This window comes from Domibacillus sp., from assembly GCF_031181085.1.
GTDB lineage: Bacteria > Bacillota > Bacilli > Bacillales > Domibacillaceae > Domibacillus.
Map to the genome: position 1 here is coordinate 1 of NZ_JAPSLE010000015.1, position 25,556 is coordinate 25,556.

The following is a 25,556-nucleotide window of genomic DNA, read 5'->3' on the forward strand; positions in this document are numbered from 1 at the left end:
CAAGAGCCATGCAGCTCTTGATATTATCCGGTATTAGCCCCGGTTTCCCGGAGTTATCCCAGTCTTACAGGCAGGTTACCCACGTGTTACTCACCCGTCCGCCGCTGACTTCAGGGAGCAAGCTCCCATCCGTCCGCTCGACTTGCATGTATTAGGCACGCCGCCAGCGTTCGTCCTGAGCCAGGATCAAACTCTCCAAAAAGTGTTTGACTTGCTCATTTGTTTCCATTAAAACACGGGGTGTTTTTAATGGAAGATAAAAATTTAAAACGTTGACGTTTTTATTGATTTTGTTCAGTTTTCAATGTTCAATTTAACTTAGCGTCGATGTATTAAAACTCTGAACAGCGACCTTTAAATAATACCATGACAAGTATCTCCCGTCAATCATTATTTTTTATTTTTTTCAGCTGTTTTTTGTTTACCTATCAGCGACGCTAATTAATATAACATTGGTTCTATCCACGAGTCAATTACTTTTTTCAAAAAAGATCAATTATTTTTTCGCCTGATAATAACGATGAAATACACCTTGTCCTTTTGTTTGAACAGAAACAACTTGAACAAGCTGCCGGTCGATTAAATATTCTATTAATGTAACGAGATCAACTGCATAATGCATTACTTCTTCATGAGTCAGTAACTCGCTGATTGTCCACCATTCTTTTTCTTTCATTAAGGACAATAAATGCTCCGCTCCCCGCTCAGTCCGAGAGTGAATCAAAAATTCGCTCGCTAAAAACAGCAGCTCTAGTCTTTTTTGAAGATTTTCATCGCTTGTTAAAAGCTCTTCATATAGTTTGTAAATCTCCGGTTCAATATGCCGCACTTGATTCCAGACAGTGAGTTCTGGATAAAAGCCATTTTCAATGACAGAAAGCCGCGCAAGATGGTGCAGAGAATGAAGTACGTGATTGTAGGCATCTAAAAAGTGACCATCATTAAAAAATGCTTTTCCATCTGTATATCGCTTAATCAATTTAGCAAATTCAATAGTCATTTTAATTTTACGGCCGTAAAATGGAAAATCGCGCATTTCTGTTTTTAATTCCTGCACATATTCATTACGGTCAAATAAAATCCGGCCATGATACAACCATTCAATAACTTTTCGATTTGAGCCTAGAAGAAGCCATTCTTTTAGTTGCGCTTCTGTTATGATATACATGGAGGCTGTTTCTTCATTTCGATCTACATAATGTTTAATAAAAACGGGCTCATCCGCTTCTTTCACGATAATCAGCAGGATAGAATCAAAGTTTTCGGTAAACGCCCGATTTTGTTCGTTTTTTTGCACGGCCAGCACCCCGAGCGTGTTTTGCTGACTTGTCCGCTCTTGATATAAAGGACGCAAAAGATCTTCCACTTCTTTTCCTCCAGACATTTGAATTTCGTTTTGATTAGTTTCGACATAAAATGTCGAATTCCTCCCTCAAGCAAACAGAGATTATATGGTATAGTGTTCTCTAGGGGGATGAGAAATGGCTAAAAAATATGCCAGCAAAATTAATAAGATTCGTACTTTTGCTTTGAGCCTGATCTTTATCGGATTCGTTGTCATGTACGGCGGGATTTTCTTTCGGGAAAATGCGCTTGTTATGACGCTTTTTATGTTGCTTGGCCTTCTATGTATTGTCGCCAGCACAGTTGTTTATTTTTGGATCGGCATGCTGTCGACCCGAGCAGTCCAAGTCGTCTGCCCAACCTGCCAGAAGCCGACGAAAATGCTTGGGCGCGTTGATATGTGTATGCACTGCCGTGAACCTCTGACGCTAGACGCTTCTTTAGAAGGAAAAGAATTTGATGAAAAGTATAATCAAAGGAAACGCTTTGATTAATCAGCATACATAAAAACCTCCATCCCAAAAGGGTGTGGAGGTTTTTTAATGCAGATCTTTCTGGCTGCATTCTGCACACGTTCCGTACACTTCCATACGGTGGTGACTAATCTTAAAGCCCGTTACATGCGCTGCCAGCTGCTCAACTTCATCTAATCCTGGATAGTGAAAATCAACAATTTTGCCGCATTCTTCGCAAATCACATGATAATGCTCTGTCGTAACAAAATCAAAACGACTAGACGTATCACCATATGTCAGCTCTTTTACAAGACCTACTTCACGAAATACCCGCAAATTGTTATATACAGTAGCCACGCTCATATTTGGGAATTTCCCTTCAAGTGCTTTATAAATATCATCAGCCGTTGGATGTGTCATCGACTCAACGAGAAACTCAAGAATTGCGTGACGCTGAGGCGTAATGCGGACACCCGTTTGCTTCAAGGTATCAAGCGCTGCCTTTAGCTGATCCTGGGATTCATGTACATGTGTATGTGACAAGGACAGACACCTCTTTTCTTTCTAAAAAGGATTATTACTTTATAATCTTTATAAACAGTGTACAGCCAAATGAGTCCCATTGTCAATGGTAAACAAAAACCGGCTTATCGCCGGTTTAATAACCTTTTGTAACATCGATAACGTTTGCATACTCGCCGCCATCCATAAAACAGTGTAGATTATGCTCAAAGATCTCTATCGCTCGGGGAACGTATCTCTCCGTTACACTGGAAATATGTGGTGTAACTGTAATGCCTGGATGCCGCCAGAATGGATGGCCTTCTGGAAGCGGTTCTTTCACAAACACATCAAGATAAGCATGTGCGATTTCCTCATCATTAATGGCTGAAAGTAAAACTGTCTCTGACACAAGGTCACCGCGTCCAATATTGATAAACGCAGCTGTGTTTTTCATTGCTTCAAAATGCTCTGTCCCCAAAGCGTTCACCGTATCCGGCGTACTTGGCAGCACAGAGACAATAAAATCTGCTTCACGGACAGCTGATATCAATTCATCAATAGAGAAAACCCGATCAAATCCCTCCGCTGCATGGCCGCTTTTATTAACCCCTGTTGTTGTCATGCCGAATGCTTTTGCAAGACGGGCGATTTCCTGTCCGATTGCGCCTGTCCCAAGAACAGTCACTTCTTTTCCGTAAAGTTCTCCAAGCGGAAGCTGCTTGTTCCACGTTTCCGTTTGTTCAAGCTTTCGCAGCTCGGCAAACCGTTTTACATGATTCAGCATAAACCCAATTGTAAATTCTGCCATTGGCGTTTTATGTATACCTCGCGCATTTGTGACTAAAATGTCTCGTTCTTTGATCGCCTGCAGCGGCATTTCCTCGATACCGGCTGATGCGACCATAATCCATTTTAATGACTTACATTCGTCAATATGTTCTTTCGTCAAGTCGCTGCCAAAGGTAACGAGAATTTCCGCTTCATGAAGCGGGCGTGCTTCGTCGATGTGTTTATAAAATGAAAAGGTTTCATTTGGAAATTTTGTTTGAAGGTCCGCTTGAATCATTCTAGGCGGACGGAATGTAAAAACGATGTTCAACGCATACCCCTCCTTAGCTCAACTCTTTCACAGCCGCCAGTACTTCTTCTACATGCCCTTTTACACGCACTTTTCGCCATTCTTTTACAACTATGCCTTCTTTATTAATCAAGAAGGTAGAGCGTTCGATACCCATATATTCCTTGCCAAAATTCTTTTTAAGCGTCCAGACACCATATTTCTCTGCTGCTTCTTGTTTTTCATCTGCAAGCAGGGTAAAAGGCAGCTGGTGCTTCTCAATAAATTTTTGATGCCGTGCAGCCGGATCCGGACTCACACCGATCACGACCGTATCGTACTGGGCAAACAAACTGTTTTGATCCCGAAAATCACATGCTTCGGTTGTACACCCGGGTGTCATATCTTTCGGATAAAAATAAAGCACTACATTCTTCCCTGCTAAGCCAGCAAGGTCTACCATCCTGCCATCCTGGTCCGGCAGCACAAAAGCTGGAGCGGGCTTTCCTATTAAATTGGACATACTGTTTCCCCCTTTTTTCTTTTAGCGTAGCGAATCAAATCGAAATTAGCAACCCGAAAGCGATACATTGATTCCTTTCTTGAAGAGGTCTACAATAAAACAGGAAACTAAACCAGGAGGCTTGTCATAATGAATTTTTCAAAATCAGAAGCGCTTCATGAAGAAGCGCTCAAACATATTGTTGGCGGCGTAAATAGTCCGTCCCGCTCTTATAAAGCGGTAGGCGGAGGGTCGCCTGTTGCCATGAAACGCGGTGCCGGCGCCCGCTTTTGGGATGTAGATGGAAATGAATACATTGACTATTTAGCGGCCTATGGACCCATTATTACCGGACATGCCCACCCGCATATTACCGAAGCCATTACGAAAGCGGCACAAAACGGTGTTCTCTTTGGTACCCCGACCGAGCATGAAGTAACGTTTGCCAAGAAGCTGAAGAAGGCAATGCCGGCACTAGATAAGATACGGTTTGTAAACAGCGGTACGGAAGCGGTTATGACGACGATTCGTGTGGCGCGTGCTTATACAAAACGCGATAAAATCATCAAATTTGCCGGGTGCTATCACGGACACTCCGACCTTGTTCTTGTTGCAGCCGGCAGCGGACCGTCTACACTAGGCACGCCTGATTCTGCCGGTGTACCAAAAAGTATTGCTCAGGAAGTCATTACCGTCCCATTTAATGAAACCGAACCGTTAAAAGAAGCACTTGAAAAATGGGGTGACAATGTAGCGGCCGTCATGATCGAGCCGATCGTCGGCAATTTCGGCATCGTTGAGCCGAACCCAGGCTTTTTAGAAGAAGTTAAACGGCTCACCCATGAGGCCGGCTCATTGCTTATTTTTGACGAAGTTATCTCTGCTTTCCGCTTTATATATGGCGGCGCCCAGGATTTACTCGGCGTTACACCGGATTTAACAGCGCTTGGGAAAATTATCGGCGGCGGCCTGCCAATCGGCGCTTACGGCGGACGAGCTGATATTATGGAAGAAGTAGCTCCGCTTGGACCGGCTTATCAGGCAGGAACGATGGCTGGAAACCCAGCTTCCATGCTGTCTGGTATTGCGTGTCTGGAAGTGATTGAGCAGGAAGGCGTTTACGAGCAGCTGGACCGGCTTGGTGCGATGCTTGAAGCAGGACTTCTTCAGGCAGCAGCAAAGTCCAATGTCCCTATCACCATTAACCGTTTAAAAGGTGCTTTGACTGTTTACTTTACCGATCAGAAGGTCGTAAATTACGAGCAGGCAGAAGCAACAGACGGCGGGCAGTTCGCTAAGTTTTTCAAGGAAATGCTGCACCGCGGCATTAATCTTGCTCCGTCTAAATATGAAGCCTGGTTCCTGACGACAGCCCACACAGAAGAAGATATTCAAACGACGATAAAAGCGGCGGAAGAAGCCTTCGCTGAACTGTCTTAAGCATAAGGAAACGCCTTCAATTTGAAGGCGTTTCTTTTTCATTTTTCTTTCACTTGCAATGCCTTCTTTTCCGTTGTATAGTACAGTTTGTTTCACTCGCAAAAATTTGCGGTAAATACGTATTTATACAATTCTTTAGGAAAGGAATTACTGACCCAATGAAGCTTGGTGCCCGCATATTCAAAACGGGAATTGCTATTGTACTGGCTCTTTACCTTGCACAGTGGCTTAACCTGCCGTCGCCGGTCTTAGCAGGAATTGCTGCGATATTTGCTATCCAGCCGAATATTTACAGGTCTTATTTAACCGTCATTGAACAAGTTCAAGCAAATATTATCGGAGCTGTTTTGGCCATCCTTTTTGTACTTGTTTTTGGCAACCATATTATTATTATCGGCATGGCTGTTATCATCTGCATTATTTTATTGCTTAAATTTAAGCTTGAGAAATCTATTCCAATCGCCCTTGTAACAATCGTCGCTATTATGGAAGTGCAAAACGACCAGTTCGTCCAGTTCTCTATGATTCGCATGTTTAATATTTCGATTGGTGTTTTATCTTCTTTTTTAGTGAACCTGATTTTTCTGCCGCCCCAATACGAAACCAAGCTGTTTTCATTAATTAATCAACTGAATGAAGACGTCTTGAAATGGATTCGTATTACGTCACGGAACGCATCTGAGTCATATCTGTTAAAAAAAGACATTGTTAGACAGCGCGAAAAATTAATTAAAATTGATAATATGTTCTTACTTTATAAAGAAGACCGGACACCACTGAAGAAAAATCTTCGGGCAAAGCAGCGGAAAATCGTTCTGTACCGGAAATTAATTCTAACAACAAGACGGAGTATGGATATTCTACAGCGGCTCAACCAGTATGAAAATGAACTTCACCACTTAAACCCTCAACTGCTGCGTACGATGCAGGATCATCTTGACTGTCTTGTCAGCTATCACGAGCACCTGCTTCTCCGGTTTGTCGGCAAAGCAAAAACTACGGAAACGTCAGAGGAACTGTTTGAACCATGTATGAATCGTGATGAATTTATGCACATGTTTACGGATCAAATTTACAAAGATAATCAGCATGAAATCACCTCTTCTATTCACCTTCTCCATATTGTCTCTTCCATTTTGGAGTATGGCGAAAAGCTTGAGAATCTTGATCATCTGATGACAAGCTTTTATAAATACCATACAGATGATGAGGCACCGGAGTACGAAGAAGAATAAAAAAGCAATGCCCGAACGGGGCATTGCTTTTTTATTGGTTTAATTGCTGAACTTGGAACAACTTCCAGTAACCGCCTTGTTTTTTCATCAGCTCATCGTGCGAGCCGTCTTCGACCACTTCACCGTGTTCAATTAAAATAATGCGGTCTGCATGAGTAATCGTCGACAATCTATGCGCTACAATAAAGGTGGTCCTTGTTTTTGCCAGCGCTTCAATCGCTTCCTGAATTAAATGCTCGCTTTCCAAATCAAGAGCAGATGTTGCTTCATCTAAAATAAGCAGCGGGGGATTTTTTAAAAACACACGCGCGATTGCAACACGCTGCTTTTGTCCCCCAGACAGTTTTACACCACGTTCACCGACTTTTGTTTCGTAGCCGTTTGGCAGTGCCATAATAAAATCATGTGCATTGGCTGCTTTAGCCGCTTCTACGACCTCTTCCTCCGTCGCACCAGGGCGTCCAAGCAAAATATTTTCCCGGACTGAGTCGCTGAACAAAATATTATCCTGCAGCACCATGCCGATTTTATCGCGAAGAGAGCGCACTTTAAAATCTCGAATATCTGTACCGTCGAGTAATATACGGCCGCCTGTTACATCATAAAAACGGGGAATCAGGCTGACAAGAGATGACTTGCCGCCGCCGCTCATGCCGACAAGGGCAACCGTTTCTCCTGCTTTTACATGGAGATCTATATCCCTTAAAACGAGCTCTTCTTTCTCATCGTATCGAAAATCCACGTGTTCAAATAAAATATCACCTTTCACACTTCGGCATTCTAACGCGCCTTTTTTATCCGTAATATCATACTTTTCATCGAGAAGCTCGAATACACGGTCCATTGACGCAATGGATTGTGTAAGCGTAGTGGATGAATTCACAAGGCGGCGCAGCGGGTTGTATAAACGATCAATATACGCAATAAAAGCCGCCATTGTCCCGACTGTTAAGTTTCCGTCAATCACCTGCAGGCCGGCATACCCAATGACTAAAAGCGGCGCGGTATCAGTCAAGGTATTTACAACAGCAAACGCTTTAGCATTCCAGGCTGTTTGATCAAGCGCTTTTTGCAAAAAGTTTTGATTGTGTTTTTGAAAACGCTCTTGCTCCACCGGCTCTATAGCAAAGCTTTTAATAACCGGCATTCCCTGCACACGCTCATGTAAATGACTCTGTACCTCGGCGAGCGCCTGTGAGCGGACACGTGTAAGACGGCGCAGATTGCCAAAGAAATACTTTACGCTTAGTCCGTAAAACGGGAACACAACAAGCGCTACCAGCGTTAACTTTACATCCATTGTCATCATAATAATGGCAGCAATCACGATGGTCGCTGCATCCAGCCAGACGTTCATCAAGCCGGTAATCACGAAGTTTTTTGTTTGCTCTACATCATTGATCACACGTGAAATTACTTCGCCTGCACGTGTGTTGGCATAGTATTTAAAGCTGAGCTTTTGAATATGCGCAAACAGCTGGTCACGGATATCGTATAATATTTTGCTCCCTGTCCACTGGGCAAAGTACTGCCGGTAATATTCCACCGGATAACGAACAATGATAAACAAAACGAGCATAAGTCCAATCACCAGGTAAAGCTGTTCCTTTTTATCGGCGGCACTCATCGAGCCGCCAATAATATCATCAATTACGTATTTAATGAGGATAGGCAGCAATAGCGGTATCCCAAATTTTAAAATACCGATGATTAGTGTGCCGGCAATCTGCCATTTATATGGTTTGACAAACTGCATATACCGTTTAATTACATCCATACTTAACCTCCCATCCACCACGAAAAACCTGTTGAATACTTCAACAGGCATTTAACGGCACAGCTGAGAATATTTCCCGTACCAGCGTTCAATAAACCCGGGAGAAAAAGGGCCTTTTTTCTGCTCAATCAAATAAAGCAGATGGTCCATATTCCGCCGCAGGATTTTATCGATCACTTCCGGATAATTCATTTCACGGCTATGCTGTCGGTACTCATCTTCATCCAGCAGAATGTACGTCATATCAGGAAAAACCTTTACGTCAAGATCATAGTCAATATACTTGAGCGCTCCCTGGTCAAATACGAATGGTGAACTGATGTTGCAATAGAAGTGAATACCATCTGCACGCAGCATCCCAATCACATTAAACCATTTTCGTGTGTGAAAGTAACAAATCGCCGGCTCGCGGGTAACCCACGTACGTCCGTCTGATTCTGTTACAATCGTCCGATCATTTCCGCCGATTACAATATTTTCAGTTGCTTTTACGACAACTGTTTCTTCCCACACCCGATGAATGTGGCCATTGTGTTTGTAGCTGTGAATCTGAACCGATTCACCTTCTGCAGGAATCTCCATCGTTGTCCCCTACTTTCCAGCGTCACCTGCTTTTTTATTTCCTTTTTGTTCAAACGATAAAACGTTTCTTTTATATTATACCGATTAACAAGCCAAATGAAAACAAATGAAGCCCCGGCATCATTGCCGGGGCTCCATTTGTTTGGCTTTTTAGCCGTTTGTTGTGGAGTTTTTCTTACGTGCTGCAGATTTCGCGTTTTGTTGTTGTACTTCCTGCACATTTGTTTCAGAAGCAAATTCTTCTCCATACTGCTGACCTTGACCTTGAGCAGATGCAGCGTTTTGCTTTTTCACTACGTTTACGTCTGTGCCGGCTACTGTTTTATTACGCTTGTTTGGCATGTTCTTCACCCCTGCAGTTTTTTTTGTGGCTTTGACCTTCTCCACGTTGATTATATTGACCAAAAAGGGGGAGAGTTATGCACAAAAAATTAAACAAGAAGTGAGCGGCCGCCATCCACGATAATCGTTTGCCCACGTATCATAAAAGCGCCTGGCGATGCTAAAAACAAGACGGTTTGCACAATATCATCCATTTCAACAATACGTCCGGCTGGTGTGTTTTCCCTGGCATCTGCCAAAATTTCATCACGGTTTGAAAAGTGCTTTAAAGCGTCCGTGTCAATCGCTCCGCCCGATACCGCATTTACCACAATATTCTTTGGCGCCAGTTCCACAGACAGATAACGGGTCAGCGCCTCCATCGCTGCTTTTGACACACCGACTGCTGTGTAGTTTTTCAAATAGCGGATCGATCCGAGCGAGCTGATGCTGACAATGGAGCCGCCGCCGTTTTTTTCCATTAATGTTGCCGCTTCCTGCGCACAAAATAAAAGAGCCTTGCTGTTAATGTCCATCGTCCAGTCCCAATGCTTTTCTTCAAGCTCCATAATCGGGCGCTGTACACCGGAGGCAGCGTTGTTAATAAAAAGGTCTAATCGACCGAATTCCTGCGCAACCGTTTCAAACATGGCTTTGATTTTTGCTGTATCTCCTACGTTTGCTTTAATAACCAAAGCCCGGCGCCCGAGCGACTCAATTTCTTTTGCGGTTTCTTCCGCCGCCGTTTTGCTGCGAGCGTAGTTTACCACAATGTCATATCCCTGCTTTGCAAGTGCAATGGCAATGGCTTTGCCGACGCCGCGGCTTGACCCTGTTACAAGAGCTGTTTTCATTGGTCCATTCCTTTCACGTGCTTCCAAATTTTTTGATGAGAAACAGGAAACGCGTAAGTTTCTATTTCATGGGCCGGCACAAATGCCGTTCGGTCTTTTTGTACTTTTACATCGACTGTTCCTACATACACATCGATTTCCCACGTTAAATGGGTAAAAACATGGGTAATGTCTGTTACTTTTTCCGGATTGATCTGAACGGTCATTCCATATTCCGTTTCCATATAGGAAGCCAGTGCCCCGCGCGGATTGATTCCCACAGGCAGCTCCATATTTGGAAACTGCCATAATTTTGCTAACAAACCGCTTTCCGGCCTTTTTTCAATTAGAACCGTTCCATCCGGCGCCTGCAGAACAAGAGCGCCTATCCGGACTTTCTTATCTGATTTCTTCCTTGTCTTCACTGGCAGCTCACGCTGAACCCCTTCCTCAAATGCCTGGCAATGATTTTGAACGGGGCATAATAAGCAGGATGGTGATGAAGGAGTGCAAATCATGGCGCCAAGCTCCATCAATGCTTGGTTAAAGGAAGAGGGATCTTCTTTATATATTAAATGGCGAACGGCTTCTTCAAACACTTTGCGTGTCGACGGCTTAGCGATATCGTCCCATATCGTTAAAATACGAGAAAGTACCCGCATGACGTTTCCGTCTACTGCCGGCTCAGGAAGTCCATACGCAATGCTCAGCACTGCACCGCCCGTGTAAGGTCCTACGCCTTTTAGGGACAAAAATTCATTTCTGTCAGACGGCACTGTACCGCCATAGCGCTCGGCTACTTCCTTAACGGCTGACTGCAAATTACGAACACGCGAGTAATACCCAAGCCCTTCCCATGCTTTCATAACGGCATCTTCGTCTGCCGATGCCAGTGATTCAACGGTTGGGAATTGCTCCATAAACCGGTTAAAGTATGGAATAACAGTATCCACTCTTGTTTGCTGAAGCATAATTTCGGATACCCATATTTTATAGGGATCACGTTCACGCCGCCATGGGAGGTCGCGCTTTTCTGCTTCATACCAGCCGACTAAATCCTGTTGAAATTTCTTGGTGTTTATATTCTGTAGTGCACTGTTTTCCGGCAAATTAACTGTCCCTCCGCTTTCTCCATGTTACAATAGACTAGAATTCGGGAATACCACTTACATGAGACTTTTTTTAAAGGAGGCTGTCCTTATTGGATACTGGTACCCACATTGTCATGGGCTTTGCGCTCGGCGGTCTTGCCACGCTTGATCCGGTCGTTGCGGCAGATCCCGCTACAAAATATGCCGTTATGACAGCCGCTGTCATCGGTTCGCAGGCCCCTGATATTGATACCGTTTTGAAACTCCGCAACAATGCGGTTTATATCCGAAATCACAGGGGAGCTACTCATTCTATTCCAGCTGTTGTAATGTGGCCCCTTCTTATTACAGGTGCGTTGTTTCTGCTTTTTAGAGACGCTGACGTCTTTCATCTTTGGCTTTGGGCGCAAATTGCAGTTTTTCTCCACGTATTCGTTGATATCTTTAACGCATACGGTACACAGGCGCTCCGTCCATTTTCTTCAAGATGGGTAGCCCTTGGAGTCATCAACACGTTTGATTCCTTTATTTTCACGATGCATGTGATCGGGCTCCTGCTCTGGTGGCTGGCCGGCTTTGAGCCTGCCCCTACATTTGTCATCGTGTATGCGGTTCTGTTTATTTACTACATTCTCCGCTTTCAAATACAGGGAGCTGTACGCGAGTCCGTTCGCCGCTTGATCCCGGACGCAGAAGAAATTATTATCGCACCAACCATGCGTTTTAATCAATGGCGGATTGCGGTTAAATCCCCTGAACACTTTTATGTAGCAAGAGGATACCGGCGTTCTGTCACGATTCTTGATAAATACAAACGTGTTCCTGTGCCGGATACCCCCTTGTTCCAAGCGGCCAAAAAAGATAAAAACCTGGATGCTTTTCTTCACTTTTCACCTGTTTACCGGTGGGAAATGGCTGAATATGATGACTGCTACGAAGTAAAGTTTATTGACCTCCGCTACCGCAGCAAAGAGTACTATCCATTTGTGGCGGTTGTGAAGCTCGATATGGATTACAACATTATCGGCTCTTATACAGGCTGGATTTTCAGCGAAGAAAAGCTGCGAAAAAAACTTACCTTTGTCCCTGGCGATCAATGAGTCAGATCATCAGAGTCATCTAATAAATGCTTGTATTTCGGATTGCGGGCAGCAAATTCATGCAGGTTCGCCCCATAGCTGTCAATGAGCTGGGTGACCATTTTCTCTGTCCGCTCTTTTCCCTGATACTCATAGCCTGCTTTGGCGTATGTAGCTTCAAAGTCTTCCCATAAAAGCTCTACCCATGTTCTCGCGCGGGCAACAGACAAGCGGCTGTTTTTTTGAAGCAGCCGCTTTGTTAATGCTTGAAATGTTTCTTCCATGCTGATTACACTCCTTTATTTAATAGTGAGATCGGGATACCTTCTTCTTTCCCATCCCCATTTAATCGATATCCCCAGGCAAAAACACCATTCATATACTCTACTTTAAAGTATTGACCTGGGTCAGTCGTTAATTCATACATTTTGCCCGGCTTAAAATCATCCGGATTCATCAAATAAGCCTGCGCCATCGTCACTTTCCGGTCGTATACCGCAAACTCATTTACGATACCAAGCTGCTCGGCTTTTCGTGCTTTTTCCCGAAGCCGGGCAATTTCCTGCTTTAGTTCTATTTCGCTCATGTCACTGTATCGCTTTTCCTGCTCCATGTTCACTCGTCTCCTCTTTGTTCTTCTAACAGGCGGTCAATCACCCGGTCAATATCTGATAAATCAAACCCTTTTCGATAAAGAGCCGCTTTCATTTTCTGCCGGTACTCCCGTTCCTCAAAGGACCGGTAGCGCCGATGCGCTCTCTCCGCCTGATGCATAAGAGCCTCCAATTCCGCTTCCTCATCCGGCTCAGCGGCAGTGGCTGCTTTTTTTACAATATCAGCAGAATAGCCTTTTGTCATAATGTACTGCTCGGCTTTTTTTTGCTGCAAAAATGCGGAATCACGTTTGAATTTTTTAAGCTGCTTTTCAAATAGCGCGGCTGCTTTTTCAACCTGGTCTTCTTCTGTGAACTGCTCGATCAAGAGAGAAGCCGCATGATCGTCAATTCCTTTTTCTTTTAGCTCGCGCAAAATCAGCTTTGGCCCTTTTTCTGTTGTTTGGATTTGTGTTTTTATATATGCATCTGCAAACTGTTCATCATTCAAATAACCCATTGTTTCCAGCCGCTCCATAATTTCATCCCATGCGCCTGGTTCGATTTCCTTCTTTTTTAAATAGTCGAGCACTTCTTTTTTTGACCGCATGCGAAGAGATAAAAACTGAATGGCTGTGTTGACACCGCGATAAACACCGTCCCGCACAGTAATCGCTTCAATGTCCGCTTCAGCCAGCACTCGCCCTTTTTTTAATTCAAATTCTATTAAAACCGCTTCGTCGGCACTGAACGCGTAGCTGCCATCCACCTCTATATTATAGCGGTCTATCCGCTTTTGCTGTACCGATATTTTCGTAATAACTCCCATCTACACCCCTCCTTGGCACATTCGTCTAGTTTGTTTTTCGAATGAAACAGGTAAAATACTATATAGTAAAAAGCGGGAGGTCTTAATGATGAAAGCAGTGATCGCAGGCGGAACCGGATTTGTCGGCAAAGAATTAACAAATGAGCTGATCCGTCATGGATACGATGTTACTATTTTAACGCGAAATCCCGAAAATAAGAAAGAAGAAGACCGCCTTCATTACGTAAAGTGGCTCGCAGATGGAGCAGAACCGGAAGCAGTGTTAGAAGGAACGGACGTTTTTATTAACCTGGCTGGCGAATCCATTAACAGTGGACGATGGACAGAAGAAAGAAAACAAAGAATTTTAAACAGCCGTATCACGGCTACCCGGGAAATGGTCCGCATCGTGAAGGCCCTCAAGCAAAAGCCAAAAGTGTTTATCAATGCAAGTGCTATAGGGATTTACCCCTCTTCTGATCTGGATACGTTTACCGAATCATCTAACGCAGCTGGCAGTGGTTTTTTAAGCCAAGTGGTCAATATATGGGAACGCGAAGCGATTGAAGCGGATAAAGCGGGAATCCGGACCGTTCTTGCCCGGTTTGGCGTTGTGCTGGGTACAGAAGAAGGTGCACTTCCAAGAATGGCTCTTCCCTATAAAATCGGCGCAGGCGGCAAACTCGGCTCTGGCCGGCAGTGGGTATCGTGGATTCATGTATGGGACGTCGCCCGCGCTATTCGGTTTGCGGCTGAACATGAAGCGATAGAAGGACCTATGAATATTACAGCCCCAAACCCAGCCAGAATGAATGACCTTGGGAAAACACTTGCCAAAGTGCTTGGCCGACCGCACTGGCTGTTTGTTCCCGAGCCAATGTTAAAATTGACACTTGGTGAAATGAGCACCGTTGTTCTTGATAGCCAGCGCGTACTCCCGGCCAAACTCACTCAGGCCGGATTTGTTTTTCAATTTCCTCTTCTCCGTGGAGCGCTGAGCGACTTATATTCAAGTTAAAGAAAAAGCACGAAACAATATTGTTTCGTGCTTTTTACTCTTCTTTAAACTGCCCATTACAATTCATTTTCAGGATAACTCGAAAAATGAATCATTTTACCTTATCATGATTTCGATTTTACTGTAAGCTTTACGACCGTCTCTACTTGCGCCGTTTGTGGAAACATGTCAACTGGCTGAATGCTGTCGATTTTGTACACAGGGGCCAGTGCCACTAAATCTTTTGCCAGCGTAGATGGATTGCAGGATACGTAAACAAATACAGATGGCTGAATCTGCTTAATCGTTTGAATCAGTTTCGGGTCCAGTCCGGTACGCGGCGGGTCGGTCACGAGCACATCCGGTACCCAGCCCTTTTCCTTCCAGATTGGCAGCCACTTTTCGGCAGGGCCGACTTCGTATGTTGCTTTCACACCGTACTTTTCCGCATTGGTACGGGCATCTTTGATAGATGCCGCAATCGTGTCCATTCCACGCACTTCCGCTGCATTCTTTCCAATCCAAAGACCGATGGTTCCGGAACCGCAGTAAGCATCAGCCACTTTATCGGATGGCTGCACGTTTGCGGCTTTTTTAACTTCATCATACAGTTTTTTCGTCTGTACCGGATTTAATTGAAAAAATGCGCGGGCAGACAATTCGTATTCAAACTCGCCCAGCTCTTCGGAAATCGTATCGCTGCCAGCGATGGTTTTTGAAACATCACCCATTACGAGGTGTGTTTTGCCTGGATTTATATTATGAACAACTGACTTCACACGCGGCTTTAACTCCATCAACTGCTTGGCAAACTCTTCTGCTTTCGGAAACGTTTTATCTCCGGTTACGACCACAGCTTGTACGTCTCCCGTCTCAAACCCGTACCGGACAACGATCGTTTTAACGCCTTGTTTGTTTTTAGCGCTGTACACCGGAATAAACAGCTTATTCATAATTTTTTTGGACAGTCGGATTGTTTCATCAACCGCCTTATGCTGAACAATACATTCCTCAATATTCACAAGCTGGTTTGAATTGGTGCTGTATAAGCCCGTGATCATTTTACCTTTGTACACACCTGTTTGGAACTGTGCCTTGTTTCGGTAACGCCAAGGATCATCCATTCCAATGGTGTCGTGGATCGGCAGTTTGTCAATATTAAAAGAAGTATAGCGATCAAGCGCCTGGACAACCAGTTCTTTTTTTTCCCTTAGCTGCCCTTCATAGCTAAGGTGCTGAAGCTGGCAGCCGCCGCATTTTTCGTAAATGTCGCATGGCGGCGTTACCCGTTCTGGCGAAGGTTTGCGCAGCTTTTTCACTACCGCTTCTGTAAACTTCGGCATAACCTTTACCGCTTCTGCGGTAATTTCTTCTCCTGGCAGGGCACCTGGTACAAAAACAGCTTTTCGTTTAAAATAGCCAACGCCTTCCCCATTAATTCCTAATCGTTTTATCGTAAGCGGGAACGTTTGTCCCGGTTTCATATCAATCCCGTTTTTCATTTCTTCACCTCATATTTAACTGTATCACAGAACCATGCCAATCAAAAGAAGCCGGGCATTAAGCGCCGGCAAGATGATCGAGAGATTTAAACGTATAGCCTTTCTTTTTCAAATCACGGATGACATCCGGCAGCGCCTCGGCATTATCTTTTGATACGCTGTGCAGCATGATGACGGCACCCGGATGGATCTGCTTCATAATTTCATCATAGGCATATTGTTTTCCTTTCGGCTGATCAGCATACCAATCTACATAAGCCAATGACCACATCACATGTGTATAGCCAGCTTTTTGAGCGGTTTTCAACACGTTTTCAGAAAAAATTCCGCGCGGCGGGCGGACATATTTTGTTTTTTTCTGTCCGGTTACTTTAGCCACTTCTTTTTCAACCGATTTAAACTCTTCGATGACTGTGCTGCTTGGTACTGTTGTTAAATCATAATGATGCCAGGAATGGTTGCCGATAATATGTCCTTCTTTTACCATCCGTTTCAGCAAATCAGATGCACTATCCACATAATGACCCGTTACAAAAAAAGCGGCAGGCACTTTTTCTTTTTTTAGCGTATTTAAAATGCTTTTCGTGTAGCCATTTTCATATCCATTGTCGAAGGTTAAATAGACGACTTTTTTCTTTGTATCCCCTTTATAAAAGGAGTCATATTTCGCCAGCATTTCGTCAAGCTGGGCGCCTGCTTCAGCAGGGCGTCCGTCTGACGCTTTTTTAAATCCCCAATGAACGGCTTCTGACGACACGGCAATAACCGGCAGCATAAAAAGAAAAACGACAAACATAATAAATTGTCTCATCTCAGCACCATCCTTTTATAAATAAGATGTGCTGTATAAGAATTCTTCATCCGTGGAAAGATATTTCAAACAAAAAAACCGGCACAAGGCCGGCTTTTCTTAAGCAAAAACAGGTTCTTTAAATTTCGCTAATTTTTCGAGTGATGTTTTATCCACTTCTTCATGCAGGCTGTTTCCATGTGAATCCATCGTTACAACAGCGGTAAATCCTTCTACACGCAAATGCCACATCGCTTCTGGAATACCAAACTGCATAAGGTCAACACCTTCTACTCCTTTGATGCAGTCTGCATAATACTGTGCGGCACCGCCAATTGCATTCAAATACACGCCGCCATGCTCACGCAGCGCTTGCAGCGTTTTTGGACCCATACCGCCTTTTCCGATTACAGCCCGAATGCCGAAACGCTTCATAATATCACCCTGGTACGGCTCTTCACGAATAGATGTTGTCGGACCAGCTGCTTTTACGTGCCACTGTCCATTTTCATCTTTAAGCATTACCGGACCGCAATGGTAAATCACCTGTCCGTTCAAGTCAACCGGCGCACTATCGGCAGTGCTTAAATGTTTGTGGATCGCATCACGGCCTGTATACATCATGCCGTTAATTTGAACCACGTCGCCGACTTTCAGCTCACGAATTTGTTCTTCTGTAATCGGCGCTTCCAGCGTTACAACACGGCTTTCTGATTTTACTTCCTGTTTTTCAGGCTGGTCTGAATCAAATGATACATCGTCTCCATCCTGGTAAAACCATTCGTTGATTCCGCCTGTTTCTGCATTTACAGCTACTCCTAAACGGCGGTACGCCCAGCAGTTGTACGCAACAGAAACGAAGAAGCTCGCCGGCAGCCGGTTCATCACACCGATTTTGCAGCCAAGCAGTGTCGTTTCGCCGCCAAAGCCCATTGTACCGATGCCAAGCTCGTTTGCATGCTCAAGTACGTATTCTTCGAGCTTGCGCAGCTCTTCATTTTCATTTACATCATCTACGCCGCGGAAAAGCTGTGCTTTCGCTAAATCATATCCAGATGAACGGTCGCCGCCAATGCCGACACCGATAAAACCGGCTGAACAGCCCTGCCCCTGCGCCTGATAAACAGAATGCATAATGCATTTACGAATGCCGTCCAAGTCGCGGCCGGCTTTGCCAAGCCCTTCAAGCTCGCACGGAAGGCTGTACTGAATATTTTTATTTTCACAGCCGCCTCCCTTTAAAATAAGGCGGACATCGATATAATCTTCTTCCCACTGTTCAAATTTAATCACCGGTGTTCCCGGACCAAGATTGTTTCCGCTGTTTGACCCATCAAGCGAATCAACTGAGTTTGGACGAAGCTTTCCGTCCTTTGTCGCCTGCTCAATAGCAGCATATATCGCTTTTTGAATATGTATTTGGTTGACACCAACAGGCGTTTTGATTTTAAACGTTGGCATTCCCGTGTCCTGGCAGATCGGTGAAATATTATCGTCTGCCATTTTAATGTTCGTTGTAATCGTATCCAAGCTCATTGCTGCCCGTGTGCCTGCGTTTTCACGCTCTTTTGCCCGTTTCACAGCGCGGCGCACATCTTTCGGAAGATTCGTTGATGTTTCGACAATTAACGTATACATGCTTTGCTGAAGTGTTTCCAAATTCATTGTGCAGTTCCCCCTCAGGATTTTACTTATGTACAAAACAGCTGCCATCTTCCTTATTATACGCCTGTGGCAAAACGTTTAAAAGAAAAATTCGCAAACGGTTTCAGTATTATGTTTTGTTCGCTCCCGAAAAATAGAATGCTATTATAAATGAAGCACAATGAATGATTTGTTGTTTCGGGTGCAGTTCAACGGATGTTCCTCGCAAAAAAAGACGATCCAATCAGGATCGTCTTTTTTTATCCGCGGCTGCGAAACTGTTCACATTTTAATTCAATATCATCGATCATTTCAATTAAACGATCAATATCTTCTACTTCTGTTTCTTCTGGATCAATGGAATCCAGCACTTCCATAAAGATATTGAGCCGTTCTTTTAAGTAAACGACCTGCTTTTCTTTTTCATGAATTGGTTTCAAGTCTTTTCTTCCTTTCTTCCTTACAGCAAGTAAAAGCCAATGCCCATGATGAAGTATGCGGCCAGAAGTGTCAACCCTTCAAACCAGTTCGTTTCACCATCATTGGAAATACTAATCGCCAAAAATACGGCAGTAATCATTGAAACAAGCTCCGGTACGGTGAATACAAGCGGCATTGGTGTTGGGAAAAGAAGCGATACGAGCACAAGCACCGGTGCCACGAACATAGCAATCTGGAGTGTCGAACCAATCGCAATTTCAACCGCAATGTCCATTTTGTTTTTCATTGCCATTAAAATTGCCGATGCATGCTCAGCGGCATTTCCGACAATCGCTACAATGATAACCCCAATAAAAAGTTCAGACCATCCAAATTGTTCACCGACCGCTTCAAATGTATGAACCAGACTTTCAGCCACATAGGCAACTGCTGCCGTTGCGGCAAGCAAAATAATAATTGCTTTTTTCTTGCCCCATTCCGGTGCTTCTTCGTGGTGAGCTGCCCCTTCTTCAGTGGCGTACACACCACGATGAGTCACAAGCTTAAAAAACAGTCCCGCTAAATAAATGGCGATCATGACAATCGAAATGCCTATACTTAAGTTCAATGTTTTTGCTTCATTCATGTTAAGAGAAAAAATTTCTGGAATCACAAATGCTACTACAACCGCAAAGATAAGCAATGCTGAATTGTGACGCGCATCATGGACGCTAAACGTCTGGCGCTTATATTTTAGTCCACCCATGAAAAAGGAAAGGCCCGCTACCAGGAGCAGATTTCCGAGTACCGAACCTGTCAAAGAAGCAAGAACGACACCGGTCAGTCCTGCTTTTAAAGCAAAAATCGAAATAATAAGTTCAACGGCGTTTCCAAAAGTCGCATTCAGCAGTCCGCCTATACGCGGCCCGACGACGATCGCCAAGCTCTCAGTAGCCCTTCCCATGTAACTTGACAGGGCAATCACAGTTGCACTGCAAATAACGAACATGACCACACTCGGCCAGTGTAAAAGTGAACCTGCAACCGCCAATGGCAGACCTGCTGCAATGATAATTGCAAACACTTTTCCCATAATCCCACACTCCAATGCGTCAAAGTAAACAGCTTAATACTTAGTCATCATACCCGCTCTTTACCCGGTTTAACACCATCGCCTGAATTATTTTTCCTTTTTTCCGATTGAACATTTGCTTTCCTTTTCTCTATCTCTAAAATCTCCTTTCCCTGTTCACAGCCTGTAATATACCCCTTGCATCTTTTTTTAATTATGGTATGATACTTATTACATTATAATTATTATAAAATAAAAATTAATTTATTCTAATTGAAATTCCTTATCAATAAAGGTTTTGGTAATGATAATCATCATCAATAAGACGATCTTCATTCTCAATTAGAAAAGGAGGATACATAAATGATTACACATATTGAGAATCAACCAGCAGCGAAAAAATGGTTTGATGAAATCACTTCGCATATCGAATTGATTGCCGCTTTGTTCAGTGGCCTGCTTATTGTGGCTGGCTGGCTGCTGGATCGGAATGGCAGTGATATGGCATCGGTTGTTTTGTATTTATCTGCTTTTTTAATTGGCGGCTACGCAAAAGCCAAAGAAGGCATTGAAGCAACAATTGAAGAAAAAGAACTGAATGTAGAAATGCTGATGATTTTAGCTGCAGCCGGATCAGCAGCGATTGGCTATTGGACAGAAGGAGCCATATTAATTTTTATTTTTGCAGTGAGCGGTGCTCTGGAGACATATACGATGAATAAAAGCCAGCGGGAAATTTCTGCACTTATGGAGATTCAGCCTGATACAGCACTTGTGGTTCGTAATGGAACGGAAGAGTCTGTTCATGTTTCCGAATTAAAGCGCGGCGATGTGATTGTCGTAAAGCCTGGTGAGCGTGTACCGGCGGATGGCCGGATTTCAAAAGGCTATACAACGATTGACGAGGCCGCTATTACCGGTGAATCGATCCCTGTTTCCAAAGAAGCCGGAGCGGATGTTTTTGCCGGAACAGTCAATATGACCGGGTCGGTTTATATTGATGTCACAAAAAGAGCAGATGAAACTCTTTTTCAAAAAATCATCAATCTCGTACAGTCGGCACAAAGTGAGAAATCACCATCACAACAATTTATTGAACGGTTTGAAGGAATCTATGTAAAAGCGGTACTGGCCGTTGTAGCGCTCATGATGTTTCTGCCGCACTACCTTCTCGGCTGGAGCTGGACTGAAACGTTTTACCGTGCTATGGTCCTGCTTGTTGTTGCATCACCGTGTGCACTGGTTGCTTCTATTATGCCGGCTACACTGTCGGCTATCTCTACCGGCGCCCGTAACGGCATCTTGTTTAAAGGCGGCGCCCACCTGGAAAATTTAAGTCATGTAAAAGCCATTGCTTTTGATAAAACCGGTACGTTAACACGCGGTAAACCAGAAGTAACCGATGTGATTATCCGCGATGATGTGGCTCGTATGGAATTGCTTGGGGCAGCTGCTTCCATTGAAAGCCGGTCCAATCATCCGCTTGCTCATGCCATCGTCCGTTATGTAAATAAAGAGGGCATTGCCTTCTCTCCCCCGGAGCACGTTGAAGATGCAGCCGGCTGGGGCGTAAAAGGAACCGTCGGCACGAAGACCTGGAAAATTGGCAAAGCTGATTTTGTAGGAAACGAGCAAGCAGCCGCTTTTGCAGAGGGAGCTGCCCTTCAATTTGCCCAGGCAGGCAAAACAACGGTTTATGTAGCCGATGAAAACGGCATTGCCGCGATTATTGCTCTGCAGGATATCATACGCGAAGAAACAAAGCAGGCACTTAAAACATTGCAGGATGAAGGCATTTTTACCATTATGCTGACAGGTGACAGTGAAAAAACTGCCCGCGCTATTGCTTCTGAAGCATCGCTTGATTCTTATATTGCCGACTGCCTGCCAGAGCATAAGGTAGATCAAGTAAAAAAACTGCTCGAAACATATGGAACGGTCGTGATGGTGGGCGACGGTATTAACGATGCACCTGCCCTTGCTTCTGCTTCTGTCGGCATCGCAATGGGCGAAGGCTCGGATGTAGCGCTTGAAACAGCAGATATCGTTTTAATGAAAAATGATCTTCCGAAAATTGCCGATGCTATTAAGCTGTCCCGCAGAATGCAGAAGATTGTGAAACAAAACATCGTCTTTTCCATTTCCGTGATTGTTCTTTTGATTATCTCCAACTTTTTCCAAATGCTGGATTTGCCGTTTGGCGTTATTGGCCATGAAGGAAGTACGATTCTCGTTATATTAAACGGCCTTCGTTTATTGAAACACACTTAAAAAAAGCCCCGCTTGAGAATTTCTCAAGCGGGGCTTTTCCTATGCTGCTCCACGTTTTTGATCATTGCGCAGGGCATTGATTTCACCGCCAACGAGAATAATCATCGCCGACAGGTAAAGCCAGATCATTAAAATGATCACTCCCCCGATACTTCCGTATGTGGCCGAATAATTGCCGAAATTATTTACATAAAATGAAAAACCGAGTGAAGTAATAATCCATCCAATTGTAGCGAAAATGGCGCCGGGCACAACGGTTACATATTTTATTTTTAAGTTCGGTGCCAGGTAGTACAGCCCGGCAAACACTAAATATAAAACAACCGGCGGCAGCAGGAATCGAATCCATGTCCACAGGGCTAGGAATTCATCACCCATGCCTAAAAATTCAAACGCCAATTCGCCGATCTGCTGGCCAAATACTTGGAGAATCAGCATGACCGCAATTACAAAGATAAAAGCGAAGGTCAACAAAATCGACAGTCCGCGCGCTATATAAAAAGGTCTTGTTTCTTTTACGTCATACGCATAGTTGAGCCCTTTAATAACTGCGTTCATCGCATTGGATGCCGACCAGATGGTCCCCAAAATCCCGACGGACAACAGACCGCCATTTTGATTGGATGTCACTTCCTGGAGTGTGTCCTGTACAAGACTTAAGGAATCGGAAGGCGCAAAGTCCTTGATTACATTAAATACTTCATTCGGATCCATCGGCAAATACCCGAGCAGCGTGACCATAAAGATCAGCAGCGGAAACAGCGCTAACAGGAAAAAGTAAGCCATTTGCGCAGCAACACCTGGTACATCGGACGACTTTACGCGCCTGAGCAGGTGCTTAATAAAAATGCGAAGCACTGATTTTTTATCTGTTTGACCTGCCAATAGAACTCTCCTCCGTTATAACGTCGGGTTAGTTGCACTTGGTGACGAAGCAGCTGGTCCCTGTTCTTGGGGCACAAAGGTAGATTTTGTTTCTTCGACAAGATCCTTCACTTCTGGTGTCAGCTCTTTTAAATCATCCACCTTGCCTTTAATAAAAGAAACGTCTTCATTAATTTTTTGTGCTGTTTCTGTTGCGCGGTCAATCAGCTCACGTGATGATGTTGTCAGCTGTTCCGGATCTTTTGCAAGCGCAATAACATAACTTGTCCAAGAAGCCATCTCCTGGCGTGTTCTGCTGTCTAATAATGCGATTGCGCCTCCAATTGCAGCTCCTGCTGCTACACTGATGAAAAATTTACCTTTACCCATTGAATGATCATCCTTTCTTTTCTTTGTCTCAGCATTTTAAAGTATTCGGCTTGCCAAGCCAGTTTTCCTTTTCGATGTTCAAGCTTTTCCCTTAATAAAAAAGATTAAAACGCATATTCATAAAAAATAAATCCATTAGCCGGCCAGCTGATTTCCAAATGGGTCTCAAAAAAAAAAAGAAATGGAGGTCTGAAATGGGACAAGACAGCCTTTTAGAGATACTTAGCCGCATCAGCTCATTTATCTGGGGCCTGCCTCTGTTAATTTTAATCACCCTTACCGGTATTTACCTTACTTTGCGTATCGGCTTTTTACAAATACGGCTGCTTCCTTATTCCCTCAAGCTGGCATTCAGCAAAAGCCAGGATTCTGACTCAGAGGGAGACATCTCTCATTTCGAGGCTTTAATGACAGCGCTGGCCGCTACAATCGGCACCGGAAATATTGTAGGTGTAGCCAGCGCTATATTAATAGGCGGGCCAGGTGCTCTTTTTTGGATGTGGATCAGCGCTTTTTTCGGAATGGCTACAAAGTATGCAGAAGCCGTTCTCGCGGTTAAATACCGGGTGCAGGACGAAAACGGTGAAATGTCCGGCGGCCCGATGTACTACCTTGAACACGGACTTCGCCAAAGATGGCTCGGTGTTTTGTTTGCTGCTTTTGGCGCCATTGCCGCTTTCGGTATCGGCAACCTTGTTCAGGCCAATTCCGTTTCCGGAGTCGTCCGGTCTGTTTTTCATATACCGAATTGGGCAACCGGTCTCGCACTGATGCTTTTCACAGGCCTGGTCCTCCTTGGCGGTATTCAAAGCATTGGACGGGTTACTTCCTTTTTTATTCCTTTTATGGCTGTTTTTTATGTACTTGCCGGCTTGATTGTTTTATTGATAAACGCAGAACAAATTCCAGCAGCGCTTTCCTTGATTCTGGCGGATGCTTTTACAGGGGACGCAGCTGCGGGCGGTGCTCTTGGCACCGTGATACGCTATGGTGTGGCCCGGGGTGTTTTCTCCAATGAAGCGGGTCTTGGTTCTGCTTCGATTGCGGCGGCTGCAGCCAAAACCGATTTTCCGGCACGCCAGGCGCTTGTTTCCATGACGCAGGTATTTATTGATACGATTGTTATTTGTTCGATTACTGGACTGACGATTGTGTTAGCGGGCCAGTATAACAGCGGCCTGCATGGAAGTGAATTGACTACCGCTTCCTTTAATACTTTTCTTGGCTCTGCCGGTTCTTATGTGGTCGCCGTCGGCTTGCTGTTTTTCGCTTCCGCTACGATTATCGGCTGGTCTTATTACGGCGAGAAATGCTGCACCTATTTATTCAGCAAAAAAATCATTCCTTATTATCGGACTGCTTTTGTGTTCGCTGCCTTTGTTGGAGCGGTAGCGAGCCTTGATCTTGTTTGGACGTTTTCGGATATTATGAATGGCTTAATGGCATTTCCAAATTTAATCGGCGTCCTGGCTCTTTCCGGTGTTGTCGTTTCAGAAACACGAATTATTTTAAAGAAAATACGCGAAGAGAAAGATATTGTTTAAGCTTTTCTTTTCCTTTATTGACAACCTTCCTAAAACGTGGAATGATGGTTAAAAATGAAAAAGGTGACGACGTCTTGGATTTAAGCAAAAAATCAGCAGAAAATATTCAGTATATGGTTGATGAAATCACAACGAAATTGCGAATGGTAAACACGGGTGCAATAAGCCCTGAGCATTTCAGCACTTCTTCCTATGACGATTTAAAGGATATCTATGAATTAGTGGTCCGCAAGCAGTCTTTTAGCCCGAGTGAAATGCAGGCAATTGCCGAAGAACTTGGAAACTTGCGTAAATAATAAAAACACCCGCTTCCTTGGGACTGACCCCCATTTTTGAGACAGGGATCAAAACACCTTTAAGCAGCCAGCTGCCGGTACTTGACCGGCGGCTGGTTGTTTAGTTTCGCTTGAATACGGATATGGTTATAATAGTGAATATAGT

At 44.3% G+C, this 25,556-nt stretch carries 27 protein-coding genes and 1 rRNA gene; 8 read left to right on the forward strand and 20 right to left on the reverse strand.

Annotated features, from left to right (window positions below; all coding sequences use genetic code 11):
* Both RIN81_RS15290 and RIN81_RS15295 read right to left on the reverse strand, forming a co-directional pair.
* A 16S ribosomal RNA gene (locus RIN81_RS15290) occupies positions 1 to 202 on the reverse strand; the annotation flags it as partial.
* Positions 203 to 496: 294 nt separating this feature from the next.
* Positions 497 to 1,366, reverse strand: coding sequence for a nucleotidyltransferase-like protein (locus tag RIN81_RS15295; RefSeq protein WP_242233765.1), 870 nt, complete (start codon positions 1,364 to 1,366; stop codon positions 497 to 499).
* 115 nt (positions 1,367 to 1,481) lie between these two features.
* Between RIN81_RS15295 and RIN81_RS15300 the strand changes: the two genes are divergently transcribed.
* Entirely contained in the window at positions 1,482 to 1,838 is a 357-nt protein-coding gene (locus RIN81_RS15300; protein ID WP_309091635.1) for a YgzB family protein, read from the forward strand.
* A gap of 45 nt (positions 1,839 to 1,883) precedes the next feature.
* On the opposite strand, the gene perR is transcribed toward RIN81_RS15300, so the two are convergent.
* The 3 genes from perR to bcp form a co-directional block, all read right to left on the reverse strand.
* Complete coding sequence (gene perR, locus RIN81_RS15305; RefSeq protein WP_242233767.1) at positions 1,884 to 2,342, reverse strand: peroxide-responsive transcriptional repressor PerR; 459 nt, start codon at positions 2,340 to 2,342, stop codon at positions 1,884 to 1,886.
* 115 nt (positions 2,343 to 2,457) lie between these two features.
* Positions 2,458 to 3,402 carry a D-2-hydroxyacid dehydrogenase gene (locus tag RIN81_RS15310; protein ID WP_309091637.1) on the reverse strand — a complete coding sequence of 315 codons (945 nt, stop codon included), beginning with the start codon at positions 3,400 to 3,402 and terminating at the stop codon, positions 2,458 to 2,460.
* A 13-nt stretch (positions 3,403 to 3,415) separates the two neighbouring features.
* A complete protein-coding gene (gene bcp, locus RIN81_RS15315) occupies positions 3,416 to 3,883 on the reverse strand; it encodes a thioredoxin-dependent thiol peroxidase (RefSeq protein WP_309091639.1) in 468 nt (155 codons plus the stop codon).
* Positions 3,884 to 4,012: 129 nt separating this feature from the next.
* Here bcp and RIN81_RS15320 point away from each other — a divergent pair, with 129 nt between their 5' ends.
* Positions 4,013 to 5,302 (forward strand): glutamate-1-semialdehyde 2,1-aminomutase, encoded by a 1,290-nt coding sequence (locus RIN81_RS15320; RefSeq protein ID WP_309091641.1) that lies wholly within the window; start codon positions 4,013 to 4,015, stop codon positions 5,300 to 5,302.
* Between the two features lie 158 nt (positions 5,303 to 5,460).
* Entirely contained in the window at positions 5,461 to 6,537 is a 1,077-nt protein-coding gene (locus RIN81_RS15325; RefSeq protein ID WP_242233771.1) for an aromatic acid exporter family protein, read from the forward strand.
* Positions 6,538 to 6,568: 31 nt separating this feature from the next.
* Here RIN81_RS15325 and RIN81_RS15330 read toward each other — a convergent pair whose 3' ends face one another.
* The 5 genes from RIN81_RS15330 to mutY all read right to left on the reverse strand — a co-directional run bounded on the left by RIN81_RS15330 (position 6,569) and on the right by mutY (position 11,159).
* Positions 6,569 to 8,314, reverse strand: a complete 1,746-nt coding sequence (locus RIN81_RS15330) for an ABC transporter ATP-binding protein (protein ID WP_309091642.1) — start codon at positions 8,312 to 8,314, stop codon at positions 6,569 to 6,571.
* 51 nt (positions 8,315 to 8,365) lie between these two features.
* On the reverse strand, positions 8,366 to 8,896 hold the full coding sequence (gene ntdP / locus RIN81_RS15335; protein WP_309091644.1) for a nucleoside tri-diphosphate phosphatase: 531 nt from the start codon (positions 8,894 to 8,896) through the stop codon (positions 8,366 to 8,368).
* 150 nt (positions 8,897 to 9,046) lie between these two features.
* The gene (locus RIN81_RS15340; RefSeq protein ID WP_242233774.1) at positions 9,047 to 9,238 is read right to left on the reverse strand and encodes a gamma-type small acid-soluble spore protein; all 192 of its coding nucleotides are present in this window, start codon (positions 9,236 to 9,238) and stop codon (positions 9,047 to 9,049) included.
* 89 nt (positions 9,239 to 9,327) lie between these two features.
* Complete coding sequence (fabL, locus tag RIN81_RS15345) at positions 9,328 to 10,071, reverse strand: enoyl-[acyl-carrier-protein] reductase FabL (RefSeq protein ID WP_309091646.1); 744 nt, start codon at positions 10,069 to 10,071, stop codon at positions 9,328 to 9,330.
* Positions 10,068 to 11,159, reverse strand: coding sequence for an A/G-specific adenine glycosylase (mutY, locus tag RIN81_RS15350; protein WP_309091648.1), 1,092 nt, complete (start codon positions 11,157 to 11,159; stop codon positions 10,068 to 10,070). The genes fabL and mutY overlap by 4 nt, the downstream gene beginning before the upstream one ends.
* 92 nt (positions 11,160 to 11,251) lie before the next feature.
* On the opposite strand from mutY, the gene RIN81_RS15355 reads away from it, so the two are divergent.
* Complete coding sequence (locus RIN81_RS15355; protein ID WP_309091650.1) at positions 11,252 to 12,241, forward strand: metal-dependent hydrolase; 990 nt, start codon at positions 11,252 to 11,254, stop codon at positions 12,239 to 12,241.
* Here RIN81_RS15355 and RIN81_RS15360 read toward each other — a convergent pair.
* The 3 genes from RIN81_RS15360 to recX are packed head-to-tail and all read right to left on the reverse strand — an operon-like array spanning position 12,235 to position 13,642.
* Positions 12,235 to 12,504 carry a YfhJ family protein gene (locus RIN81_RS15360; protein WP_251271958.1) on the reverse strand — a complete coding sequence of 90 codons (270 nt, stop codon included), beginning with the start codon at positions 12,502 to 12,504 and terminating at the stop codon, positions 12,235 to 12,237. The two genes, RIN81_RS15355 and RIN81_RS15360, sit on opposite strands and share 7 nt — an antisense overlap.
* Before the next feature lie 5 nt (positions 12,505 to 12,509).
* Positions 12,510 to 12,833 (reverse strand): YfhH family protein, encoded by a 324-nt coding sequence (locus RIN81_RS15365; protein ID WP_251272093.1) that lies wholly within the window; start codon positions 12,831 to 12,833, stop codon positions 12,510 to 12,512.
* A gap of 2 nt (positions 12,834 to 12,835) precedes the next feature.
* Positions 12,836 to 13,642: a recombination regulator RecX gene (recX, locus tag RIN81_RS15370; RefSeq protein WP_309091653.1), complete on the reverse strand. Its 807-nt coding sequence runs from the start codon at positions 13,640 to 13,642 to the stop codon at positions 12,836 to 12,838.
* Positions 13,643 to 13,730: 88 nt separating this feature from the next.
* On the opposite strand from recX, the gene RIN81_RS15375 reads away from it, so the two are divergent.
* The gene (locus tag RIN81_RS15375; protein WP_309091655.1) at positions 13,731 to 14,639 is read left to right on the forward strand and encodes a TIGR01777 family oxidoreductase; all 909 of its coding nucleotides are present in this window, start codon (positions 13,731 to 13,733) and stop codon (positions 14,637 to 14,639) included.
* A 104-nt stretch (positions 14,640 to 14,743) separates the two neighbouring features.
* Here RIN81_RS15375 and rlmD read toward each other — a convergent pair whose 3' ends face one another.
* The 5 genes from rlmD to cax all read right to left on the reverse strand — a co-directional run bounded on the left by rlmD (position 14,744) and on the right by cax (position 20,067).
* Positions 14,744 to 16,120, reverse strand: a complete 1,377-nt coding sequence (rlmD, locus tag RIN81_RS15380) for a 23S rRNA (uracil(1939)-C(5))-methyltransferase RlmD (RefSeq protein ID WP_309091657.1) — start codon at positions 16,118 to 16,120, stop codon at positions 14,744 to 14,746.
* Between the two features lie 58 nt (positions 16,121 to 16,178).
* On the reverse strand, positions 16,179 to 16,931 hold the full coding sequence (gene pdaA / locus RIN81_RS15385) for a delta-lactam-biosynthetic de-N-acetylase (protein ID WP_309091659.1): 753 nt from the start codon (positions 16,929 to 16,931) through the stop codon (positions 16,179 to 16,181).
* A 99-nt stretch (positions 16,932 to 17,030) separates the two neighbouring features.
* Positions 17,031 to 18,575 (reverse strand): fumarate hydratase, encoded by a 1,545-nt coding sequence (locus RIN81_RS15390; protein ID WP_309091661.1) that lies wholly within the window; start codon positions 18,573 to 18,575, stop codon positions 17,031 to 17,033.
* Positions 18,576 to 18,814: 239 nt separating this feature from the next.
* A complete protein-coding gene (locus RIN81_RS15395) occupies positions 18,815 to 18,994 on the reverse strand; it encodes an SE1561 family protein (RefSeq protein WP_242233784.1) in 180 nt (59 codons plus the stop codon).
* Positions 18,995 to 19,014: 20 nt separating this feature from the next.
* Positions 19,015 to 20,067: a calcium/proton exchanger gene (gene cax / locus RIN81_RS15400; RefSeq protein ID WP_309091663.1), complete on the reverse strand. Its 1,053-nt coding sequence runs from the start codon at positions 20,065 to 20,067 to the stop codon at positions 19,015 to 19,017.
* Between the two features lie 342 nt (positions 20,068 to 20,409).
* On the opposite strand from cax, the gene RIN81_RS15405 reads away from it, so the two are divergent.
* Positions 20,410 to 22,317, forward strand: a complete 1,908-nt coding sequence (locus RIN81_RS15405; RefSeq protein ID WP_309091665.1) for a heavy metal translocating P-type ATPase — start codon at positions 20,410 to 20,412, stop codon at positions 22,315 to 22,317.
* Positions 22,318 to 22,356: 39 nt separating this feature from the next.
* Here RIN81_RS15405 and RIN81_RS15410 read toward each other — a convergent pair whose 3' ends face one another.
* A complete protein-coding gene (locus RIN81_RS15410; protein WP_309091667.1) occupies positions 22,357 to 23,202 on the reverse strand; it encodes a YihY/virulence factor BrkB family protein in 846 nt (281 codons plus the stop codon).
* Between the two features lie 15 nt (positions 23,203 to 23,217).
* Positions 23,218 to 23,571 carry a hypothetical protein gene (locus tag RIN81_RS15415; protein WP_242233788.1) on the reverse strand — a complete coding sequence of 118 codons (354 nt, stop codon included), beginning with the start codon at positions 23,569 to 23,571 and terminating at the stop codon, positions 23,218 to 23,220.
* A gap of 194 nt (positions 23,572 to 23,765) precedes the next feature.
* On the opposite strand from RIN81_RS15415, the gene RIN81_RS15420 reads away from it, so the two are divergent.
* Positions 23,766 to 25,115 carry an alanine/glycine:cation symporter family protein gene (locus RIN81_RS15420; protein ID WP_309091670.1) on the forward strand — a complete coding sequence of 450 codons (1,350 nt, stop codon included), beginning with the start codon at positions 23,766 to 23,768 and terminating at the stop codon, positions 25,113 to 25,115.
* A 74-nt stretch (positions 25,116 to 25,189) separates the two neighbouring features.
* Positions 25,190 to 25,411: a DUF1128 domain-containing protein gene (locus RIN81_RS15425; RefSeq protein WP_251271967.1), complete on the forward strand. Its 222-nt coding sequence runs from the start codon at positions 25,190 to 25,192 to the stop codon at positions 25,409 to 25,411.
* Positions 25,412 to 25,556: the final 145 nt, after the last annotated feature.

What these genes read in the sequence shown, in the direction of transcription:
- RIN81_RS15365 (WP_251272093.1), bottom strand. Translation starts at nt 12,833, where the DNA reads ATGGAGCAGGAAAAGCGATACAGTGACATGAGCGAAATAGAACTAAAG.
- RIN81_RS15390 (WP_309091661.1), bottom strand. Translation starts at nt 18,575, where the DNA reads ATGAATTTGGAAACACTTCAGCAAAGCATGTATACGTTAATTGTCGAA.
- RIN81_RS15320 (WP_309091641.1), top strand. Translation starts at nt 4,013, where the DNA reads ATGAATTTTTCAAAATCAGAAGCGCTTCATGAAGAAGCGCTCAAACAT.
- RIN81_RS15405 (WP_309091665.1), top strand. Translation starts at nt 20,410, where the DNA reads ATGATTACACATATTGAGAATCAACCAGCAGCGAAAAAATGGTTTGAT.
- fabL (WP_309091646.1), bottom strand. Translation starts at nt 10,071, where the DNA reads ATGAAAACAGCTCTTGTAACAGGGTCAAGCCGCGGCGTCGGCAAAGCC.
- RIN81_RS15415 (WP_242233788.1), bottom strand. Translation starts at nt 23,571, where the DNA reads ATGGGTAAAGGTAAATTTTTCATCAGTGTAGCAGCAGGAGCTGCAATT.
- RIN81_RS15360 (WP_251271958.1), bottom strand. Translation starts at nt 12,504, where the DNA reads ATGGAAGAAACATTTCAAGCATTAACAAAGCGGCTGCTTCAAAAAAAC.
- rlmD (WP_309091657.1), bottom strand. Translation starts at nt 16,120, where the DNA reads ATGAAAAACGGGATTGATATGAAACCGGGACAAACGTTCCCGCTTACG.
- pdaA (WP_309091659.1), bottom strand. Translation starts at nt 16,931, where the DNA reads ATGAGACAATTTATTATGTTTGTCGTTTTTCTTTTTATGCTGCCGGTT.
- RIN81_RS15340 (WP_242233774.1), bottom strand. Translation starts at nt 9,238, where the DNA reads ATGCCAAACAAGCGTAATAAAACAGTAGCCGGCACAGACGTAAACGTA.
- RIN81_RS15325 (WP_242233771.1), top strand. Translation starts at nt 5,461, where the DNA reads ATGAAGCTTGGTGCCCGCATATTCAAAACGGGAATTGCTATTGTACTG.
- bcp (WP_309091639.1), bottom strand. Translation starts at nt 3,883, where the DNA reads ATGTCCAATTTAATAGGAAAGCCCGCTCCAGCTTTTGTGCTGCCGGAC.
- cax (WP_309091663.1), bottom strand. Translation starts at nt 20,067, where the DNA reads ATGGGAAAAGTGTTTGCAATTATCATTGCAGCAGGTCTGCCATTGGCG.
- recX (WP_309091653.1), bottom strand. Translation starts at nt 13,642, where the DNA reads ATGGGAGTTATTACGAAAATATCGGTACAGCAAAAGCGGATAGACCGC.
- RIN81_RS15300 (WP_309091635.1), top strand. Translation starts at nt 1,482, where the DNA reads ATGGCTAAAAAATATGCCAGCAAAATTAATAAGATTCGTACTTTTGCT.
- RIN81_RS15420 (WP_309091670.1), top strand. Translation starts at nt 23,766, where the DNA reads ATGGGACAAGACAGCCTTTTAGAGATACTTAGCCGCATCAGCTCATTT.
- RIN81_RS15375 (WP_309091655.1), top strand. Translation starts at nt 13,731, where the DNA reads ATGAAAGCAGTGATCGCAGGCGGAACCGGATTTGTCGGCAAAGAATTA.
- RIN81_RS15330 (WP_309091642.1), bottom strand. Translation starts at nt 8,314, where the DNA reads ATGGATGTAATTAAACGGTATATGCAGTTTGTCAAACCATATAAATGG.
- ntdP (WP_309091644.1), bottom strand. Translation starts at nt 8,896, where the DNA reads ATGGAGATTCCTGCAGAAGGTGAATCGGTTCAGATTCACAGCTACAAA.